Source organism: Thiocystis violacea (assembly GCF_016583575.1).
GTDB lineage: Bacteria > Pseudomonadota > Gammaproteobacteria > Chromatiales > Chromatiaceae > Thiocystis > Thiocystis violacea.
Genome location: NZ_NRRG01000067.1, coordinates 1 through 20,497, shown reverse-complemented (window position 1 = coordinate 20,497; position 20,497 = coordinate 1). Strand labels below are relative to the sequence as shown.

Here is a 20,497-nt window from a genome sequence, read left to right as displayed (position 1 = left end):
CCCCCACCCATGACCAACCCCGCTCAACCCCGCCTGCTGCTCGACATCTCCGTCCTGGTCCAGACCGACCGGCGCACCGGCATCGAGCGTGTCACCCGCGCCCTGCTCGGCCAGTTCCACGCCGAACCTCCGCCAGGCCATGACGTACAGGCCATCTACCATGACGGTGTCGCTTACCGTTGCGCCGACCACTGGTGCGCCACCCATCTCGGCTGGCCGCCGCCCACCGGACCGGACCCCGTCGTCTGTCCCGCTCGCGGCGACCGCCTGCTCGCGCTGGAACTGAATCCCGGCCTGGTTCCGCGCACCCGACGCCTGCTCGAACACTGGCGCGCGCGCGGCGTGGAGCTGCATTTCATTGTCTTCGACCTGCTACCGGTGCAGCGTCCGGACTGGTTCCTGCCGCAGGTCCACACACACTTCCTGCCCTGGCTCCACACCCTCATCGCCGTCGCCGACGGACTCTGGGCCATCTCCAACAGCGTCGCCGAGGATCTGCGCGCCTATGTCCAGACCCAGGCGCCGGAGCGCCAGTCCGCCCCGCGCATCGGTCACTTCCATCTCGGTGCCGACCTGGCCGCCAGCCTGCCCACCAACGGCCTGCCGCCCGAGGCCGAGTCGATACTCGCCACGCTGCGCGCCCGCGCCACCCTGCTCTCGGTCGCCACCATCGAGCCGCGCAAGGGTCACGCCCAGACCCTCGCGGCCTGCGAGCGTCTCTGGGCCGGCGGCCACGACTTCAACCTCGTCTTCGTCGGCAAGCAGGGCTGGCTGGTCGACACCCTCGCGGAGCGCCTGCGCCGCCACCCGGAGTCGGGCCGCCGCTTCTTCTGGCTGCCGGGCATCAGCGACACCTATCTGGAGGCCGTCTATGCCGCCAGCCGCGGCCTGCTGGCCGTCTCCGAGGGCGAGGGCTTCGGCCTGCCACTGATCGAGGCCGCGCGGCACCAGTTGCCCATTCTCGCCCGTGATCTCCCCGTCTTCCGCGAGGTCGCGGGCCAACAGGCCACCTGGTTCGCCGGAACCGCGCCCGAGGATCTCGCGCACGCCATCGCCGCCTGGTTGCCCAAGCTCGCCGAGGGCACCGCCATCCCCTCGACCCAACGGCCCTGGATGACCTGGGAGGCCAGTGCTCGCCAGCTCTGGCGTGCACTGGGTCACGGTGCGGCCACGTCGCCGCGGCCCTGACGCCCCAGCGCCTTGCATTGCCTGGCTGGATCGGCTAGAAAGGCGCTTCGCGACCCATGATCGGAGACGGACCGAGCATGAGAGCAACGCAGGTCATGCCGCCGGGATCGAAAAAACGTCACTTGTTGTATATTCAATACATTTTCTTGTCTGTGCTATCCAAGCCACAAACACTGTGCTAAGCTCACGAAAGCTCGCTGAGCTAATGGGGCGTGCCCTTCTGCCTGGATCGCGATCGGGACACGGCGCCGGTTGGGCTGGTACGAAAGCGACAAAACATCTTCCTGTTGGTTGAACACTCTGGAGATTGACCCAAATGACTAACGAACAAATCGTCCAACAATACTACATCGCTTACTACGGCCGTCCGGCGGACCCAGCGGGTCTGACCTTCTGGACCGACCGCTTGGCGATCGGCGTGCCGGTCAGCGAGCTGATCGCCTCCTTCGGTTCCCCGGAACAAACGGAGTTCGTCGCCATCTATGGCGAGGATCCCGCCGCGGAAGATTTTCTCACCGCCGCTTATCAGAACATCTACAACCGCGCCCCGGATGACGACGGTCTGGCCTTCTGGCTCGCCAAGTACGAGGAGCTGCTGGATTCCGGCATGAGCGCCGACAGCGTGCGCGCCACCCTGGTCATCGCGCTGGTCGAGGGCGTGGCCGACAGCGCCCCATGGGACAAGGCGACCTTCGACAACAAGACGGTGCTGGCCGAGGAGACCACCACCCTGGCCGAGCAGTTGACCGACCCCGCCGATGTCGGCGCGCTGATCGACTTCGTCAAGAATGGTGCCTTCCAGGATCCGGAGATTGGTTTTCCGTCGCATCTGGAGGAGGCCCTGGACGGCGTGCAGGCTGAGTTCAACGATCTATCGGGGACGACTTCCGGGCAGACCTTCACGCTCACGGCCGATGTGGACTCCATTCCCGGTCTGATCGGCTCCCTTGGGACCATCAGCAACATCGGCAACGACACGATCATCGCCGGCGAAGGCTCCTTGGGCGGTGTGCATACCCTTGGTTCATCCGACGTGATCAATGGCGGCGACGGCATTGACCGCATGAATCTGCGTCTGGCCGACACCAGTCCCGCTGCGGTTCTTGGACAATCCGTTACGCCGAATATGACCTCGGTCGAGCAGGTTTATACCCAGGCGCTGAACTCGGTTGCGGGCGGCGTGAACTCCATCAACGCCATCAACACCAAGGGCACCACCGAGTGGTGGAGCGATCGCTCGACCGCTGATCTGGACATCAACAACGTTCAGGATCTCGCCACCCTCGGCGTCATTGGCGGCGTGGTTGACAACGACTACACCGTCGGCTTCGCCCCCGCCGTCGCCACCACCGAGCTGAATGTCGCGCTGCAAGGCGCGGTGCTTAATGACCTGGGTGCCAGCCGTCAAGGCGGCGGTACCGAATTCAGCACCTGGAACTTCAATGTTAGCGGGACCGCCAACAGCACCATCGAACGGCTGACCGACGACGCTGAGATTGCGACACGGGCTGCGTTGACCGACATGACCAAGCTCACGGCCAGCGGCGACCGCATGCTGACCATCGAAGCCGAGCTGCAAAACACCACCACCATCGACGCCAGCGCCCAGACCGCCACCACGGCCGGTCTGCGGGTGGTCGTTGATGATGCGTTCGGCAAAAACATCACCTTCACCGGTGGTGCGGGCACGGATCGCGTCGATGTCCAGGATGAGAATCTGACCCAGGCCGACAAGCTCGACGGCGGCGACGGTGTGGATACCTTCCGCATCGCCAATGGCTCTCAAGCCGGCGGCATGATGACCCTGGTCAATGCCCAGAACGTCAAAAACTTCGAGATCTTCGAAGGCATGGGTGCGAATCAGACCTACAACCTCGACAACCTGTTGCCGAACAACGTCCTCTCCGAAGTGCATCTGAACCCGGATTCCGGCACCGACATCACGGTCAACAACATCCCCGACACCGCTACCGGTGCCATCCGGGTAGTGGCAGATGAGATCAATGTCGCCACCCTCACCGCCAAGAGCTTCATTCAGGGCGGCACCAGCGACGCCGTCACGCTGATCCTGGATAACGCCGTCGCGCGCGCGGCCGGCGGTGTCGACGGTGTCGATATCGCCGAGCTGAACTTCAGCCGGCTCGACAACCTCAACCTCCAGTCGCTCAGCGATGGCTCGCCCAGTCAGATTAACGAGCAGAACAGCATCGGCAACCTGATCGCGGGTGACCTCGAAGTCATCACTGTCACCGGCGACCAGAGTCTGTATCTGGCCACCGACTGGGTCTCCAACGCGGTCACCAAGGTCGATGCCTCGGGGATGATCGGCGCCGCCACCCTCAGTGTCGATCTGAGCTACGACATCCACGGCGAAGGTGCGCAGATCATCGGCACCGCCAACGATGACTTTATCGCTGGCACGTCCGTCAATGAGCTGGCCAAGGGTGACAACATCACCGCCGGCGCCGGCAGTGACACGGTCGTGTTGGGTTGGTCCAGCGTCGAGCGCAACAACACCATCAACTACACCGCGACCGCTCTCAGCTCCGGCGATGTCACCGCCGACACCGCCGATACGGTCTGGAATGTTGGCGAAGGTGATCGCATCAACTTCACCGCCGGCATCGAGAGCCAGTTGAAGGCCAACGGCTATGTGTTGAGCAGCGTCGCGGCGCCCCAGACGCTGACCAACCGGGCCGACTCGGCACAATTCGACATCAACAACAACGTCATCGCGGTCGATAAGGCGGATGGGTCGCTTGCCCTCCAGATCGACCTCAACGGCGACGGCCTCTTCACCGCCACGCAGGACTTCGAGATCCTGTTCGGCAATCGTGCCGGCAGCACGATCCAGTATGACGCCGTCAACGACTACTTCACCTTCACCAATGTGGTCGAGCCAGTCGCGACTCCGATCTTCACGCTCACGGCCGATGCGGCCACGGCAGACGAAGGGGCGAACGGCACCTGGACCCTGAATCTGGCGAATGCGGTGGCCGGTCAGGACTACTCGGTGAACCTGGACACCGTCCTCGGCGGCGGTGCCACGGCGGCTGATGTCGGTGCCCTGGCGGTCACCGGCGGTGCCGGTGTGACCTTCGCCGGCAACGTGGTCACCTTCGCCGCCGGCACCACCACAGCGCAGGTCACGGTGCCCTTCCTGACCGACGCCATCACGCCGGAGCTGGGTGAAACCGTCCAGGTGGCCCTCAGCAACCCCACCAACGGGGCGCTGACGGTGACCCCGACCGCGCCGGTCGAGATCACCGATGTGCCGCCGGGTGCGCAGACGACGGTTGATGTCACGGCGGGCGGTGCCTTCACCGCGACGGCAGGCGTAGACATCTTCGTCTACAACTTCGATATCGCCGGCGGTCGTGCGACGACGCAAGCGGCAGGTGCGGCAGCCACCATTGCCGGCTTCGATGCGACGCAGGATATTCTGCGGTTCAACAATACTGCCACCGCAACGCCCAGCACGGAAGCGGCTTTCCTGGCCTTGGCAGGGGTCGTGCCGTCGGAGAATCCGTTTGCCTTGCCGGCTCCCGGCAGCACCGCCTTCTTCTTCGATCCCAATGGGGGCGGTATCGTGGGCGGCGTCACCCTGACCGGCATCCTTGATCAAGGGCTGGTGCAGATTAACGCCGAGATCGTCTAACGCCTTGGGGTTTCCGGTGCCCCGACGTCGGGGCACCGTTTTGCGCGGTTTGATGACAGCAACACTTTTTATTCTGAAACAACGGAGATGACTGACATGGCAAACATTCCTGGTTCGGCTGGCAACGACATCATGGTCCCCACCGGTGGTAACAACTATCTGGGCGGCGCGGGTAACGACACTTATATCATTACTTCCGCAATGACAGCCGGCGCCACGGCGCAGATCACCGATACCGAAGGAACCAACATCATCCAGCTCATCGATGGGCTGACCATCGCCTCCAGTTCGTTCACCAACAACGCGACCCAGTTGACCCTGTCCAACGGGGCGATCGTCCAGGTGCTCGGCGCCAACAACATGACCTTCCAGGTCGGCGCCAATGCCACCAGCGGCGATGTCGCCCCCTCGCAGACCTATGCGCAGTTTGCTGCGCAGTTGGGGGGAAGCGTCCCGGCTGCCGGGGCACCGGCCGTGGCGGGCACGCCGAATTTCTCGGTTCCGAGCAACGGCACCCCGACCACCCCCACCCTGTCCTTCGCCTCGACCGCCGTGTCGCTGATCGAAGGTAACAGCGGCACCACCAATATGACCTTTACGGTCAATCTGAGTGCGGCGCAGACCTCCGCCGTGACCGTGAACTATGCCACCGCCAACGGCACCGCGACCGCCGGTTCGGACTACACCGCCGCCGCCGGCACCCTGACCTTCGCCGCCGGCGAGACCAGCAAGACCGTCACGGTGCCGGTGATCGGCGATACCACCTTCGAGCCGAACGAGACCTTTTCCGTTACCCTGAGCAGCCCCACGCTGAATGGCGCGGCCGCCGGCATCGCTCTGGCGACGGCGAATGTGGCCACCGGCACCATCACCAACGACGATACCAATCAGGCGCCGGTGGTGACCTCGATTCCGGGCGCGCAGGGCACGACCGTGACGGCGCAGCCGGGTGCGGTGACGGCGGCCGGGCTCTTCGGTGACTATACGGTGGCCGATGCCGACACCACGCTGCTGACAGTCACGATCAGCGCGGGCAATGGGCTGGTGCGGCTGACGGATCCCGCCGCGCTCTTGTCCTACAGCAATACGTATGTTCCGGGAACCAATGCGGCCACCATTACCGCGCAGGGTAGCCAGGTCAATCTCAGTAATATCCTGGATACCATCCAGTACACCGCATCTGGCGCGGGCGGCAGTACCGATACGCTGACCATCGTCGTCACCGACGGCACCACGCCGGTGACCAAGACGGTGCCGATTCAGGTGGCGGCGACGCAGTATCTGAGCGCCGGCAACGATAATCTGATCGGGACGGCCTTTGGCGATCTGTTCCTGGGCACGAATGCGGCGGGAACGGCTGAGTTCACGGTCGGTGCGTTGGATGTCATTACAGGCAATGGCGGGACGGATATTCTGCGGTTTTCGCAGGCTCAGACCGCAGGTGCTCTAGTTGCTTCGGCAGCAGGGGCGATCACTTCGGTTGAGCAGGTGGAAATTGCCACCGTGCTTGATACCTCTATTGCTGACGATACGGATATCTTTACTTTGGATGCATCGTTGGTCGGCGGGTTGCAAACAATTACGTTTACAGCCGCAGCAGAGCCGGCTGTCGGAGATCGAGACAGTTTGACCGTGACAAAACTGACCGATACTCAAACGGTGGTTGTGACCTCGAATGCAGAACTGATCTCCGTTGGTCACCTCAGTGCTACCGCTGGGGTGGAAACTCTCAATGTTGCTTTGACGGGCGGCGTCTCGCTGCTTGATGGCGCTGTTCCTGACACTGGCGGTATTACGGCAACCAGCGGCGGCGCGGGCGATATCCTGAAGATCAGCTCGACCGGCAATACGGCTAATAGTATTGGCACGCTGACGACTAACGACGCTGCGCAGTCGGTCGTGATCAGCGGTAATGCGAATCTGGCGATTGCGGATGTCGTCACTGGCGCCGTTATCGATGCTCGTCTGCTGACGGGAAATCTCACGCTGGGCTATAATCTCGCAGCCGATGGCAGCATCCAGACCGGCATTGGTGCGGATACAATCAACATCGGCACGTTGGCCGTTGGCGACAACGTCATCAGCACCGGTGCGGGCAACGATACCATCACGCTGGATAATCTAGCTATAGGCGACAATGTGATCACCGGCGGCGCGGGCGCGGATACGGTGACGGTGTCCACTAATGCAGGCGCGGTTAATGATATCCTGAGATTCGGCGACGGCGACTCGCCGTTGGTGACGGTGAGCCTGGGGACCAACAACACCCTGGATACGGGCGATACCTTCACCTTTGCCGGTGCCAGAGGCGATGTGGTAACGGCTACTGGTAACACCGCGCTTACTGCAGGTGAAACCTTTGCGTTTACTGGCACCCAGACACTGGCCAGTATCACCATGCCGAATAGCGGTGTGGTGTCCGATGGCCAGTATGGCGTGGTGCTTGGCAACTATAATGCCACGACCGGCGTGTTCACCGTCGATACGGGCGCTGGCACCAGTACCCTGGTGGTTTATGACGGCGACAATACCGCAGCCGTTTCGCAGTCCGCTATCGTGCTGCTTGGCACGGCGGCAATCGCCACCTTGAATGCCGACGGCTTCGTGATCTAACCATGATCGCGGTTGGGGTCGATGTTGTTGGTTGACCTCAACAACGCTTGAACTTGAACGCCCTCGGGAGACCGGGGCGTTCAATCCTGAAATAAACACTCATGTTTTGGGGGTGCTAACAAACTTATCCATAATACATTGAAATTAGCTTAGTGACGATAATAGATAAATTTTAACTAATTAACAGAGCAGGTAATCATTATGCTAAAAGCTGGAGCGACAGCCAAAACTGGCGAAAAGTGTCCTCAAGGCGGTGTTTGGCATCCGAAAGGCAAGCCGGAAGAAACACGTTCGATTGGTATTGGTAATACGATGCCGCCAACGAAGGATGGCGATACGATCTGGGTTCTAAAAACGCCGACTGGTGATATGAGCTAGCTGTCAAGCAGGGTTAGGATGGGCAGTGGCCCTTGGCATAGCGACGTAGGTTGGGTTGCGCTTTTGGCAACCCAACCCATATGCCAACGCCTGATGATTGATTTCAACCGCCCCTGGGAAACCGGGGGCGTTTTTAACGCAGAACAGAATCGATTCATAACATAACAATCACTCCGCCTGTCCTTTCGTATTGCGCCGTCGCTTGCTTCAGGAGCACGTCATGCAATACAAACGCGACCTGATCGTTCGACTCTCCAAGGATTACGACATCGAACCGAACAGCCATATCCTCGGAAAAACCAATCACCATGAAAATGTCATGCGTCATTTCGTCAAGTCGAGCCTTCCCGATCCGCAACGTCAAGCACACTTTATTCGCGAATTGAAACAACTGCATCGCGGCCATCATCCACGTCGGCGCCGCAACACGCATCACTGATCGTTACGACTCGAAGACCACAGCCACTCACTCACTTTTCATACTCAACAATTTGACGGCTCACGACGAAGAAACAGCGCGGAATTTACTCAGGATGCTACGGGTACCCTAAAGACAGCCTTGAAGTCAACCCGTTACGGCATGGATGCCGATTAACGCCCCGAGCTGCGTCGCGCTTGGGGTTTTTTATGCGGCGCAGAGACAGCGGTCAGACGAGGTTACGACGATGCAACGCGGATATTTCTTTAAACGCTTGACTGGTCAATCGATTCGAGACAGCGATTCGCTGCTGGAAATCGAGCAAGCGGTAGCGGATCGCTATCGTCGGCCGCTGCGGCTTTCTTCCTATGACGCGGATGTGATTGCCGAACATGGCAATGTCTTCGCCGTTGCGCCCGCCGATGCGGATCTCGATCAAGCGATCGATCACGAATTGGCGCGGATGAGGTGGGAGCGTGGTTGAGTCTGGCATCACCGAACAAGATGTCTATCGCTATCTGCTTGAAACGCTTCAACCCATCTATGCCGACCTGGTGGCAACGCTCGGCGAAAAACCCACGCAGGTTGTGTTTCAATTCGAGGCCGCGTTTGTTCATCTCGCAGTGGCACGGACCAAACCCGAAGCGACTGAAGACAACCTGAAAAAAGCCTTGGGACATCTGCAGCGTGCCGCCCTGGATGCCGGAAAGATCCTCTGGCTGCACAAAAAGCGCGAATTGTCGGCGATCGTCAGCGACGAACAGCTACGGCGCTTTTGTGTCAACCTCTCCGAATCCGCATTGCTGGAGTCCTATCGGCATGCGGAACGTCTTGGCCGACGGGCCAGACAACTTGAAATCTCCTCGACCGGCATCGATCCAGGGGCGGCGGTCGATGCCTATTACGCCGCTGCGCTGGCGTTTGACCAAGTGCTTGAACACGTCGATCCTGAAAAGATCCGGTCTTTTCGGAAATTTCGCTTCGCGTCTCTCCTGCGCGAGCAAGGACTGGGTTTGGCTGTGGGGATCCTGGCCGGCTTGCTGGCGACATTGTTGTGGTCGCTGTTGTGACATGAGGAGCTGAACGAACGTACATGACCGGATGATGAATGGCTAAAAAACGCACCGCGAATCACAAAAACGCCGCGAAAGCGCCGATGCGGACACCCGCGCCTGCGGCCATGACCGAGGCGCTCCAGGCGTATCAATCGGGCCGCCACGCCGACGCTGCGCAATTGGCGACCCGCCTGACCCAAGACTATCCTCGCCATCCCTTTGGCTGGAAACTGCTGGGCGCGACCCTCACCGCGCTCGGCCAAACCGAGGCCGCGCTGGCCGCCAAGCGGCAGGCCGTCGAGCTGACGCCTGACGACGCCGAAGCCCACGCCAATCTGGGCAACAGCCTCCAGGAAATCGGCCGCGCCGCAGAAGCGGAAATCCATTGCCGCCGTGCCATCGCCCTCCATCCCGCTCTGGCCTCCGCGCATAGCAACCTGAGCCTGGCCCTGCTCCAACAGGGCCAACTGACCGCAGCCGAGATCAGCGCCCGGCAGGCGCTGGCCTTGCAGCCCGGTTTTCCTCCCGCCCTCAATAATCTGGGCATGGTGCTCATGGAGGCCGGCTTGCTGGCCGAGGCCCGCCACTGTTTCGAGCAGGCCATCGGCGCCCAGCCCGGCTTCGCCAAGGCCTACCTGAATCTTGGCAATGTCCTCATCCATCTCGGGTTGATCGCACCGGCCGCCGCCGCCGTGCAAACGGCACTCGCGCAGAGTCCGACCTTTGCCGAGGCCTGGGTGGCCTGGGCTAAAATCGCTCAGAACGAGGGCGACTTCGCCACCGCCGAGCAACGGCTGCGTCAGGCGCTGGCGTGTGACCCCGAGTTCTCGGGCGCCTGGGCCGAACTGGCGCATCTGCGCAAGATGACCCGCGCCAACACCGCCTGGCTGGATCAGGCACTGGCCCTGGCGGCGAAGGGGTTGCCGCCGGCCCGCGAGTCCGAACTGCGTTACGCCATGGGCAAATACTGCGATGACGTAGGCGACTACGACCAGGCCTTCGCACACTACCGACAGGCCAACCGCCTGAAACGCGGCTATGGTCAAGCCTACGATCCGGCCGCCCGGCAGCAGCAGGTCGAGCGTCTGTGCCGAACCTGGTCCGCGGCGGCGCTCCGGCAGGCTCATCCCGAGGCCAGTGCGTCGGAACTACCCGTGTTTATCGTGGGTATGCCACGGTCGGGAACCTCGCTGTTGGAACAGATTCTTGCCTCCCATCCGGACGTTTTCGGCGCGGGTGAGCTGAGTTTCTGGAGCGATCCGGCGCGCGCGCTCGGCGATGCCTGCCTCGACGCGCCCCCCGACGAACTCCCCCTGGCCCGGCTCGCCGTCGCCGCACTGGCGAATCTGGCGCAGCGCGCGGGCGAGCGGCCGCGGCGGGTCGTCGATAAAATGCCCGGAAACTTTCAATACCTGGGGCTGATCCATGCCGTCTTTCCCAACGCCCGGATCATTCATGCCAGCCGACATCCCATCGACACCTGTCTGTCGATCTATTTCCAGAATTTTCACGCCCGCCACACCTACGCCAACGATCTTGACGACCTGGCCCACTTCTATCGCCACTACCGGCGTCTGATGGACCACTGGCGGACGGTCCTGCCCGCCGACCGCCTGCTGGAGGTGTCCTACGAAGCCCTGATTACGGATGTGGAAGGCTGGAGCCGGCGGATCGTCGACTTCCTCGGTCTGCCCTGGCACCCCGATTGCTTGGCATTCCATCGGACGCCGCGCACGGTTGCGACCGTGAGCAAATGGCAGGTGCGCCAGCCGGTTTATCACACCAGCAAGGAACGGTGGCGCAATTACGAGAAATTTCTGGAACCGCTGTTGCCGTTGTTGGAACTTGAGTAAATTAAAGGGGCCAGCAAGGTAGGATGGGTAGCAAGGTAGGATGGGTAGAGTGACCACGGTATGACGCTGACCTTTGGCACGGATGCTGATTGGTCACGAAACCCATCGAACCACCGACCTTGATGTAAGACATGAACGCCCTCGGGAAACCGGGGGCGTTTTTTGTTGGGCGCGATCCTGAAACGCCAGCGCGGGGTTCGGTGGGTTTCGCTATCGCTCTACCCACCCTACGTCTACGCCTTCTGAAACACGGATTGCATTGATTGTTTGCCGCCTTTTGGGGTGGTACGATCAAACCAATGAACAAAGAGCAACTCAAACATATTGCCGCCGCCTTGCACGCGATTGCCTTGGCGCAGTTTGCGGTCTTTGGCTACACCGCGCTGATCGCTCAACCTGTTGCCTGGGTGCAACTCACGCTGTCGATCATCGGTTTTTTCAACATCGAATTTGTGGCTGTTTGGGTGTTGTCTTACGTTCGTGACTCGGGGAATCCGCCATGACCAGTTCAGTGCTTTCTCTCTTGATGCTCTTGCTGATCGTTAATGTGATCGGCGGTGCTTTGATCTGGTATCTCAAACATCATCCGCCTGGTCATTGATTAGCGAGGTAGGATGGGTAGAGTGACCACGGTATGACGCCGATGATTGGAACGGACGCCGACTGGTCACGAAACCCATCAAACCACCGACCTTGAAGACAGACTTGAACGCCCTCGGGAAACCGGGGGCGTTTTTTATTGTGCGATTCCTGATGACTTGGCGCGTGGGATCTACAATCGAATGGGTTAATCGTCTTCGTCGAGCCGGGTAGCGCAGAGACGTCCAGTCTGGTCGGTCTAACCGTCCTGCCTCACTCACCCCAAGGGTACGGCTCTAGCCACCCGTCTCGCACGTCTATTGACCAACCTGCGGCCAATCTCGATCCGTCCGCACCCTCGCCGCCGACCTTCCCTGACCCTCCCGCCTCACATCAAGTACGTTCACCGATCTTCGAAGCGGATTTTTCCGAATCGAGCTACGGCTTCCGACCGGGGCGAAACGCCATCAGGCGATCAAGGCGCGCAGCGGTAGAGTATCAAGCCCATTTAGCCATCGTGACCGAGGAGACGATCGTCTATGAATACGCGGTACTGGTGACCTCGCTGACGGCGGAGATCCTCACCGTCGCCCAACTCTATCGCGAGCGCGCCGACAGCGAAAATCCCTTCGATGAGCTCAAGAACCACTGGGGCTGGGGTGGCTTCACGACCCGCGATCTCAAGCGCTGTCGCTTCATGGCCCGCTTGACGGCCCTGACCTACAACTGGTGGAGCCTATTCGTGCGCCTGGCCAACCCCTGGAAGCACACCGAGGCCATCACCAGCCGTCCGCTGTTGCTCTCCGCCCCAGCTCGTATGACCCGCCACGGCGGACAAACCCGCCTCACCATCACCCACCCGCATGCCGAGGCCGACCGGGTGGAGAGCGCCTGTCGTGCGCTGGCGGTGTTCTTCAGAAGCCTGCGTGCAACTGCGGAGCAGTTGACTCCGCTGCAACGCTGGTACCGCATCCTCTCGCGCGCCCTCGTGAAGTACCTCCAGGGTCGCGAATTACAGCCGCCCATCGCCCTGCCGACCACGACCTAGCCGTCTCAGCCCCCAGCGTGGATCATCCCGTGGACCGAAAACGGTCCGCGGTGGGTAGCAACTGCTCTTTTTAGGATAAAGCGTGCGGGGTGGCCACCAGACGACCGAGGGGGAAACGCGGTGCTCGCTGGTGAGGGTGGGTGAGGGTCGGCATGGTGACGGCTCCAGACGGCAACGAGGTGATTGAGGATGGAGGGGCGGCACGCTGCAGGACGGCTAGACTCAGCTCGATCAGGAGCTGGGCAAGGCCGGGATGACCGATCTGGCGGGCCATGAACTGACGAAAGGACAGGAACGACTGGGACATCGGGACTCCGGGTGGAAAGGAAGGATCGGTTGCAACCCGTGACACTCACGCAACCCGTGACACTCACGCCGCCGTCTCGCGGGTTTCGTTGGCATCGCTGGCATCGCTGGCATCGTTGGCCTCGCTGGCGTTGTTGGTCTCGTTGGTCTCGCTGACCGCATTCACCGCCTGACGCGGACGGGTTCGCGTGCGTGAACGCTTCCTCGCGTTCGAGGCCGTCACCTTCACCCCGATCTCGACGCGCTCACCGGCGGCATAGCGTTGCTGCTGGGTCGCCTGCCAGAGCGTCCAGTCCTCTCCCACGACATGCCAGTGCGGCGGCTCGCCCGGTTGGAGCAAGCCGACATGCCGCAGGATCGCGGCCAGAAAACCCGCGTTATTGATCGAGCGATTGACATAGGCGGTCCGCAGCACCGGGGTCGGGAACGGCTCCCTCATCTCCAGATAAATGCCCACCTGCTCCAGCAGACGCGGGAGTGGCACCCATTCGCGACTGAAGTACCCGCCGCCCTCGTTGGCGGTGACGGCGAGGTAGACGGTGCCGGACTCCCCGACACCGATCTGATAGGTCATGGCACCGATGGCGCGCGGGCTGAGTTTGGGGATGGTGTGTTGGTCGATCGGCGTGATCGGTTCGGGGGACGTCACAGGGGTGGTCGTCATCGGTCGATACTCCAGGTGGTGGACACACAAAAACGCCCTGTCCAGCGAACTGGACAGGGCGTATCAAGTCCGATCAGGTGTCGGTCAGATTCCGATCAGATCCGCTTCGGATCAGGTCAGATTGAGATCGGATCCGGTCAGACATCCATCGGATCGGATCAGCGGTAGGATCGGCATGGTAGGAAGGAGGCGGATGCCTACCGCCTCACGGGTTACAACCACCCGCGTTCGGCCAGTGACACGTCAGCGCCGTCGCCGACGATGACATGGTCGAGCACGCGCACCTCGATCAGGGCCAAGGCGTCCTTGAGCCGTTGGGTGAGGCGCAGATCCGCCTGACTCGGCTCGGCCACGCCCGACGGATGGTTGTGAGCGAAGATGACGGCGGCGGCGTTGGTCTCGATGACGCGGCGCACCACTTCGCGAGGATGAGCGCTCGCCCCATCGATGGTGCCGCGAAACAGCTCCTCGTAGAGAAGCACGCGATGACGGTTATCGAGCAGGAGCAGCGAGAAGACTTCATAGGTCAGCCCGGCCAGTCGCAACTGGAGATAGGCGCGGGTGGCGTCGGGGCTGGTCAGCACATCCTGTTTGACCAGATATTGACGTTCCAAACAGCGGATCGCCTGGTCAATCAAGGTCTGCTCGGCCTCGCTCAAGGTGCGTGTGCGCTGGGTGTCCGGCGGTAGCAAGCGGGCACGGGAGGGACGTTTCATGGATGATCTCCGGGGAGGAATGAAGACCGTCACCCGGACACGGGGACAGGACTCCGACGTCAGGTCAGGGATTGATCTGGCCGGATCACAGACATGATATGGTCGTGAGGAAGGGGGGCTCTGACGGTCGGTGTCTGACACCAACGGTCCTGATGGCGGGATCGCCCCGTGTGGCCAGCGGGCCACCACCTGGGACGGGTGGCGCACCGTGGCGGGTGATGAGGGTGGGGATCGACGCCGCCCTCCTGGGTCGCCTCTAGGCCACCGTCGCCCCGCTGCACGTCGCCGTCGCCGACCGTCTCACGGTATGATCGACATCCATCCGTCTGCCGCCCGCTGTTTGCCCCATGCCCCCGTCCTCACCCGATCTGCTCGACCCCAAGAACGACTATGTCTTCAAGCGCCTGTTCGGCGAAGCCCCCGAGCTGTTGGTAGCGCTGATCAATGATCTACGCCCCGACCTGCCCGCGATCGACACCGTCGAGATCCTCAATCCCGGCATCAACGCCGAGGAGTTGCGCGGCAAGTACATCATCCTCGACGTGCTGGCGCGTGATGCGCAGGGTCACGGCTACAACATCGAGATCCAGGTACGCCGCTATGGCGCTTGGAACCAGCGCGGGCTGTACTATCTGGCACGAATGCTGGGACAGCAGTTGGGGCAGGGTGAAGACTATGGCACCTTGCGCGCGGCGGTCGGGATTCACCTGCTGGACTTCGATCTGTTCACCGACACGCCCGCGCAACGCGATCAGGCGCTGTGGCGCTTTGAGATGCGCGACGCGCGCCAGCCGTCGATCACGCTGGGGAACCTGCTACAGTTGAACCTGATCGAATTGAAGAAAGCGGATCGACTGAAGCCGAACGCCGGTCCGCTGGCCGGTTGGGTGACGTTTTTTGAGCATTGGCGGGAGGAGCAGACCATGGCCACGATTGAGCATGCCCCGATTCAGGAGGCCTTGAGCCGGGTACGGCAGTTGAGCGCGGACGACGAGGCCCGGCGTCTGGCGTTCGTGCGTGAGCGCGCCTTGCACGATGAGGTCTCGTTGTTGAAGGAGGCGCGCGAGGAAGGTCTGGAAGAGGCCAAGCGTGCCACGGCCTTGGCGATGTTGCAGGATGGCCTGTTGGAAGAGGACGTGATCGCGCGCTATACCGGCCTCACCCTTGAAGCGGTGCGTGCGCTCCGTCAGGATCTGCCGCCGGTCCATTGACGGAGTCTGACGCTCAGGATCGTGACATCCTCAAACACGGTCGTGTCCACGCTGAAGGGTGGACGTTCAGGAGTGCCTGTGAGGCCAGAGAGCGTCAATTTGAGACCGGTCGCCCGCCGGTGACCGGTGATGAGGGGTGACTCGACAGCGACCCTTGTTGGCCGTCTCTGGGCCAAATACGGCCAGTCACCGACCCGAGTGAGGCGGTGATGAGGACGCGATGAAAACGGGCCATGCCGGCGCATGACCGGATGTATGGCGTGGCCGATGATGCCCCCTGATAGCCCCCGTGAGTGGGGTGTGGGTGGGTGGCTCAGCGACGTGATGCGATTGGCACTGTTCGACCGTTCGGGACAGAGTCAGCCATCGTGCCACCTTGCCGCTGGGAAATGGGTGGGTGGTGGTCAAAACCGACCGAAAAACGGCGCGTAACGACTTGAACCGCTTGGTGTTTTCGTTTTCCTAGACAGGTTCGCTCACTCAAGGTGTCGATACGCCGGTTGGAACCGATGGCGATGACACCTTCGTGGCCGCTGACCATAACAAGTTAACGACATCTTTAGCCGAAATCTTCGGTTTGGGCGACGACATCAAGGGCAATGCTGGCACGGATACCGTGACCATTTTGGGTGATGGCTCGTTGGGATCCGTGCAACTCGCGAAGTTCGACTCCGTTGAACAGGCCGTGCTGACGTCTGACACCTTGGCGGCGACGCCGACCGATCTCTCTCCCCTTGTGACGGGTGGCCTCACCCATGTGACGGTAGATGCCGGGGGCGGTGTTACGGCGAACAACCTGAAGATGGCAGTCGTCACCGGCGTGAAAGGCGCGGCCTTGGCTGGGGACGTCGGTGTTATATTTAACACCACCGACGCTACCAATGCTTCAATCACCGATGCGGCCACTCTGGTTCTCCAAGGGGCGACGGGCAATCTGGTGACCGTTGCGCGTAATGTGACCAATAGCGACATTGATGTCTTGAGCGTTCAATCCAGCGGTGTGAGCAATCTCAATCTGCTGGACAATGGCGGCGGCGATCTGCGCACTCTGAATGTTGCAGCCACTGGCAAGACTACGCTCAATGTTACTTCCGCCAACCTGGGAACGGTGAATGCGGCGGCGTCCACGGCGTCCGTGATTGTTGACGCGACGGCGATTGCGAACGCGACCAACAAGCTGGCGTTCACTGGCGGTTCGGGCAACGATAGCCTGACCGTGAATAACAACACGTTCCTCCAGGCGTCCGCGACCACCAACGTCAGCACCTTTGACGGCGGCACCGGCACCGACAATTTCGTGCTGCAAAACGACTTTGACAATTCCGGAGCATCTGGCGCTCTCACTCAGCGCGACTCGATCAACAAGCTGGTCGGTTTTGAGCAATTCACGGTTGACGGTGATGCGAATATCGACGCTTCCCGCGTGCCCTCCGTGACCAAGTTTGGCCTGCAAAATACGGTTGGGAACATGGCGACAAGCGCCACATTCACCAATCTCTCCAATAACAACAGCATTGTTGTCGCCAGTGACTACGGCTGGGTCGACCAGTCCATGAAGACCGGCCAAACCACTTCCAACCTGGAAGTGCTCTCGACCGCTGGTGGTACTGACGTTGCCAATTTCAACGTTATCAATGGCGTGCAGACCCTGAACATCGTCTCGACCAAGATGGACGCAACGCACGCTGTTCAGAACACGATCGGCAACATGTCTGTCATCAACGCCACCAACTTCAAGGTGAACGTCACCGGTGGTCAGGATCTCCGTCTGGGTGACACTGCGATCAACATGAATTTCGTCAATGAGCGCTCCACGATTGATGCCACGTCCTTCACGGGTAAGCTCAATGTCACCGCCTCCCAGGATAACGACATCATCATCGGTGGCTCTGCGGTTGACACCATTCGCGGTCATCTTGGCGCGGATACCGTAACCGGCAACGGCGGCAACGATGTCTTTGTGGTGGCCTTTGGTAACGCCACAGCGGGCGCGACCCCGGCAATTCCTGAAATTCTCAATGTGACTGGCCTGACGGCGATCACCAATACCACCAACCCGGTGGCGTTCAGTATCACCTATGATGCGGATAAGGCCGCCGGTCCTGGCGCCCCGGTCACGTATACGGTTGATGATACCAACGGTGCTTTCTCGATCGCGAATGACATCGCTGACTACGCAGAAGCCATTCAGACCTCGCTGCAGGCTCAAATCGATCCCAGTATCACTGTGACCGCAGTCGATGCCGATACCTTGCGCTTCACGGACGCCAATGGCGGTGATCTGACGGCGGCGGAATTCATCGCACCCCCAACGCCCGCAACCATCGACTTGAATGTAGTTGATGCTGCAAATGTCAGCTCCATCAGCTTTACGCTGAACGGTATCCCTGTCGCGGCCACTGGCCTAACGTTGACAAACACGGAAGCAGGTCTTGCTGCCGCGCTACAGGCTGCGGTGCGTGCTGCCGACCCAACGTTTGCTGCGTTCACGGTGACTGAAGAAACGCTTGCTGACAATCAGCTTCTGCTGGCCGACCCGGCTGGAACGAACTTGGCGATTGCAGCGTTCACCGTACTGGACGACATCACGGTACCTGGTGTGCCAGCAGTGGCCTCGTCGACCAACATCGCCTTCGCCACGGCTAATGACTTTATCAACACCAACGAAATCACCATCAACGCCACGCCAGTGGATGTCAGCTTGGTGGCTGGTAACGGTGCGGGTGTTGCGGCTGCGCTTGAGGCTGGCTTGGTAGGTTCGACCGTGACGTGGGATCAGGCTACCCTGACGTTGAATGTTCAGTTTGCTGCCGGAACGGCGATCGATGAGCTGACCATCGCTGCCGATAATCTGGTGGGACCAGGCGGCTTGGCTTCGAACATTGTCGCGACCGAGATCGCTGCTGGTTCCCCTCTTACGGGCCAAGTGGGTGGGGCTCCCGTCTTACTCGCGTCTTCTACTGACAATGATGACGGCGTTCTCGCTGCCCCCTATGTCGGTGTGGTGAATACCGAAGCACAAGATGGTGTACTGGCCATCCCCGGTGCTGGTGCGAGTTCCGAGTCCAACATCAACGCACTGGATACCATCACTGACTTCACCAAGGGTGCCGACAAGATCGACTTGCTGTCTTTCGCTAATGCAGAACTACCTGCACCACTGAAGGCTTGGTACGCCGGTGATGTCACCGCAACTGCGGGTGCCAATAACTTGGCCACCGCGATTAATCTGGCAATATCCGATGTGAATGGCGCGACTCAGACCGGCGCTGTGCCGTTAGGCGCCAACGAAGCGGTTCTATTCCAGTACAGCGGTGACACCTACGCCTTGGTCAATGACGGTACGGCTGCCTACTCGGCGACTGACGATGTATTGATCAAGATCACCGGCTCGCTGGCTCTGACCGAAGGAGCACTGACGGTCAACGACTACTTCGCTTGATCTTCATAGCGAGGTAGGATGGGTAGAGCGATAGCGAAACCCATCGTTCCCAGCGATAACGCCTGACCTTTGAACGCCCTCGGGAAACCGGGGGCGTTTTTTGTTGGGCGCGATTCTGAAACGCCGGCGCGGGGTTCGGTGGGTTTCGCTGCGCTCTACCCACCCTACAACGCCCTCGGGAAACCGGGGGCGTTTTTTGTTGGGCGCGATTCTGAAACGCCGGCGCGGGGTTCGGTGGGTTTCGCTGCGCTCTACCCACCCTACAACGCCCTCGGGAAATCGGGGGCGTTTTTTGTTGGGCGCGATTCTGAAATGTCGGCGCGGGGTTCGGTGGGTTTCGCTGCGCTCTAGCCACCCTACAACGCCCTCGGGAAACCGGGGGCGTTTTTTGTTGGGCGCGATTCTGAAATGTCGGCGCGGGGTTCGGTGGGTTTCGCTGCGCTCTACCCACCCTACATCGCCCTCGGGAAACCGGGGGCGTTTTTTGTTGGGCGCGATTCTGAAATGTCGGCGCGTGGGTTCGATGGGTTTCGCTTCGCTCTACCCATCCTACGTGGCTATACTCTATCCAAGTTAACCGATTGGGAAAATTGCCATGTCTGAAAATATGGATAACTTGGTGTTGGAGCATTTGCGTGCCTTACGCTCCGACATTCAGACGTTACGCACCGAAATGCACTTTGAATTTAAAGATGTCAAACACCGTCTCAGCACTCTCGAAGTTGCCATGTCTTCCGTAAAACGTGATCAAGCCGAAACGATGGCGGATTATGCTCGCCAACAAATGAGCATCGATCATGTTGTTGAACGGATCCAACTCATTGAGCGACGTCTGGAATTGATCTCTTAGCGAGCGAGGTAGGATGGGTAGAGCGATAGCGAAACCCATCATTCCCAGCGATAACGCCTGACCTTTGAACGCCCTCGGGAAACCGGGGGTGTTTTTGTTGGGCGCGATCCTGAAACGCTAGCGCGGGGTTCGATGGGTTTCGCTGCGCTCTACCCATTTTACGTGACGACGTGGCACGGATGCTGGCGCCTAAGCTATACTTTAAGCAATGATGCCTCTTTGCTGGAAAACACCGTGACTGAAAATGTCGAGAATCTTGTTCTGGAGCACTTGCGAGCAATGCGTGGGGACATCGCATTGATTCGTGATGATATACGTGAAATTAAAACACGCTTGGGCGGTTTGGAAAATATTGTCAGTAGTACCTGAATCCGTGATCTGAATGACGCGGCAACGTCCTCTTGGCAAATAGCGATGCCGGAATTCATTTCAGCGACGCGAATAGCGCCCGGGCGGGGACGAATCGGTCCACGGAAGGGCGGTTGGGCGAGAAGCTGCGGGCGACAGACAAAAGGATA

General features: G+C 60.5%; 16 protein-coding genes. 13 read left to right on the top strand and 3 right to left on the bottom strand.

The genetic code is table 11. The features are described 5' to 3' along the window. The 9 genes from CKO27_RS21120 to CKO27_RS25375 all read left to right on the top strand — a co-directional run. The coding region (locus tag CKO27_RS21120; protein WP_200376901.1) for a glycosyltransferase family 4 protein at positions 1–1,188 on the top strand (1,188 nt) is incomplete at its 5' end. Positions 1,189–1,504: 316 nt separating this feature from the next. Then, entirely contained in the window at positions 1,505–4,846 is a 3,342-nt protein-coding gene (locus tag CKO27_RS21115; protein WP_200376900.1) for a DUF4214 domain-containing protein, read from the top strand. A 96-nt stretch (positions 4,847–4,942) separates the two neighbouring features. Beyond that, positions 4,943–7,459 carry a beta strand repeat-containing protein gene (locus tag CKO27_RS21110; protein WP_200376899.1) on the top strand — a complete coding sequence of 839 codons (2,517 nt, stop codon included), beginning with the start codon at positions 4,943–4,945 and terminating at the stop codon, positions 7,457–7,459. Positions 7,460–8,057: 598 nt separating this feature from the next. Continuing rightward, positions 8,058–8,276, top strand: a complete 219-nt coding sequence (locus CKO27_RS21105; RefSeq protein ID WP_200376898.1) for a hypothetical protein — start codon at positions 8,058–8,060, stop codon at positions 8,274–8,276. A 226-nt stretch (positions 8,277–8,502) separates the two neighbouring features. Continuing rightward, entirely contained in the window at positions 8,503–8,739 is a 237-nt protein-coding gene (locus CKO27_RS21100; protein ID WP_200376897.1) for a hypothetical protein, read from the top strand. After that, on the top strand, positions 8,732–9,325 hold the full coding sequence (locus CKO27_RS21095) for a hypothetical protein (RefSeq protein ID WP_200376896.1): 594 nt from the start codon (positions 8,732–8,734) through the stop codon (positions 9,323–9,325). The genes CKO27_RS21100 and CKO27_RS21095 overlap by 8 nt, the downstream gene beginning before the upstream one ends. An 86-nt stretch (positions 9,326–9,411) precedes the next feature. Then, positions 9,412–11,163 carry a tetratricopeptide repeat-containing sulfotransferase family protein gene (locus CKO27_RS21090; RefSeq protein WP_200376895.1) on the top strand — a complete coding sequence of 584 codons (1,752 nt, stop codon included), beginning with the start codon at positions 9,412–9,414 and terminating at the stop codon, positions 11,161–11,163. Positions 11,164–11,462: 299 nt separating this feature from the next. Beyond that, positions 11,463–11,666 carry a hypothetical protein gene (locus tag CKO27_RS21085; RefSeq protein WP_132976010.1) on the top strand — a complete coding sequence of 68 codons (204 nt, stop codon included), beginning with the start codon at positions 11,463–11,465 and terminating at the stop codon, positions 11,664–11,666. A 287-nt stretch (positions 11,667–11,953) separates the two neighbouring features. Next, entirely contained in the window at positions 11,954–12,790 is an 837-nt protein-coding gene (locus tag CKO27_RS25375) for a transposase (RefSeq protein ID WP_420825854.1), read from the top strand. A gap of 70 nt (positions 12,791–12,860) precedes the next feature. Here CKO27_RS25375 and CKO27_RS21075 read toward each other — a convergent pair whose 3' ends face one another. From CKO27_RS21075 to radC, 3 genes are all read right to left on the bottom strand, one after another. Then, a complete protein-coding gene (locus tag CKO27_RS21075) occupies positions 12,861–13,097 on the bottom strand; it encodes a hypothetical protein (RefSeq protein ID WP_200376894.1) in 237 nt (78 codons plus the stop codon). A gap of 63 nt (positions 13,098–13,160) precedes the next feature. Next, positions 13,161–13,760 (bottom strand): hypothetical protein, encoded by a 600-nt coding sequence (locus CKO27_RS21070; RefSeq protein ID WP_200376893.1) that lies wholly within the window; start codon positions 13,758–13,760, stop codon positions 13,161–13,163. A 212-nt stretch (positions 13,761–13,972) separates the two neighbouring features. Beyond that, positions 13,973–14,476, bottom strand: coding sequence for a RadC family protein (gene radC / locus CKO27_RS21065; protein ID WP_200376892.1), 504 nt, complete (start codon positions 14,474–14,476; stop codon positions 13,973–13,975). Positions 14,477–14,823: 347 nt separating this feature from the next. Here radC and CKO27_RS21060 point away from each other — a divergent pair, with 347 nt between their 5' ends. The 4 genes from CKO27_RS21060 (at position 14,824) to CKO27_RS25060 (ending at position 20,348) form a co-directional block, all read left to right on the top strand. Then, on the top strand, positions 14,824–15,687 hold the full coding sequence (locus CKO27_RS21060; RefSeq protein ID WP_200376891.1) for an Rpn family recombination-promoting nuclease/putative transposase: 864 nt from the start codon (positions 14,824–14,826) through the stop codon (positions 15,685–15,687). Positions 15,688–16,213: 526 nt separating this feature from the next. Further along, on the top strand, positions 16,214–19,129 hold the full coding sequence (locus CKO27_RS25225) for a bluetail domain-containing putative surface protein (protein WP_200376890.1): 2,916 nt from the start codon (positions 16,214–16,216) through the stop codon (positions 19,127–19,129). 595 nt (positions 19,130–19,724) lie between these two features. Further along, on the top strand, positions 19,725–19,979 hold the full coding sequence (locus CKO27_RS21050) for a hypothetical protein (protein WP_200376889.1): 255 nt from the start codon (positions 19,725–19,727) through the stop codon (positions 19,977–19,979). Between the two features lie 234 nt (positions 19,980–20,213). Continuing rightward, on the top strand, positions 20,214–20,348 hold the full coding sequence (locus CKO27_RS25060) for a hypothetical protein (RefSeq protein WP_276570195.1): 135 nt from the start codon (positions 20,214–20,216) through the stop codon (positions 20,346–20,348). The last annotated feature ends 149 nt before the right edge of the window (positions 20,349–20,497 follow it).

What these genes read in the sequence shown, in the direction of transcription:
- CKO27_RS21115 (WP_200376900.1), top strand. Translation starts at nt 1,505, where the DNA reads ATGACTAACGAACAAATCGTCCAACAATACTACATCGCTTACTACGGC.
- CKO27_RS21110 (WP_200376899.1), top strand. Translation starts at nt 4,943, where the DNA reads ATGGCAAACATTCCTGGTTCGGCTGGCAACGACATCATGGTCCCCACC.
- CKO27_RS21105 (WP_200376898.1), top strand. Translation starts at nt 8,058, where the DNA reads ATGCAATACAAACGCGACCTGATCGTTCGACTCTCCAAGGATTACGAC.
- CKO27_RS21100 (WP_200376897.1), top strand. Translation starts at nt 8,503, where the DNA reads ATGCAACGCGGATATTTCTTTAAACGCTTGACTGGTCAATCGATTCGA.
- CKO27_RS21090 (WP_200376895.1), top strand. Translation starts at nt 9,412, where the DNA reads ATGCGGACACCCGCGCCTGCGGCCATGACCGAGGCGCTCCAGGCGTAT.
- CKO27_RS21085 (WP_132976010.1), top strand. Translation starts at nt 11,463, where the DNA reads ATGAACAAAGAGCAACTCAAACATATTGCCGCCGCCTTGCACGCGATT.
- CKO27_RS21075 (WP_200376894.1), bottom strand. Translation starts at nt 13,097, where the DNA reads ATGTCCCAGTCGTTCCTGTCCTTTCGTCAGTTCATGGCCCGCCAGATC.
- CKO27_RS21070 (WP_200376893.1), bottom strand. Translation starts at nt 13,760, where the DNA reads ATGACGACCACCCCTGTGACGTCCCCCGAACCGATCACGCCGATCGAC.
- radC (WP_200376892.1), bottom strand. Translation starts at nt 14,476, where the DNA reads ATGAAACGTCCCTCCCGTGCCCGCTTGCTACCGCCGGACACCCAGCGC.
- CKO27_RS21060 (WP_200376891.1), top strand. Translation starts at nt 14,824, where the DNA reads ATGCCCCCGTCCTCACCCGATCTGCTCGACCCCAAGAACGACTATGTC.
- CKO27_RS21050 (WP_200376889.1), top strand. Translation starts at nt 19,725, where the DNA reads ATGTCTGAAAATATGGATAACTTGGTGTTGGAGCATTTGCGTGCCTTA.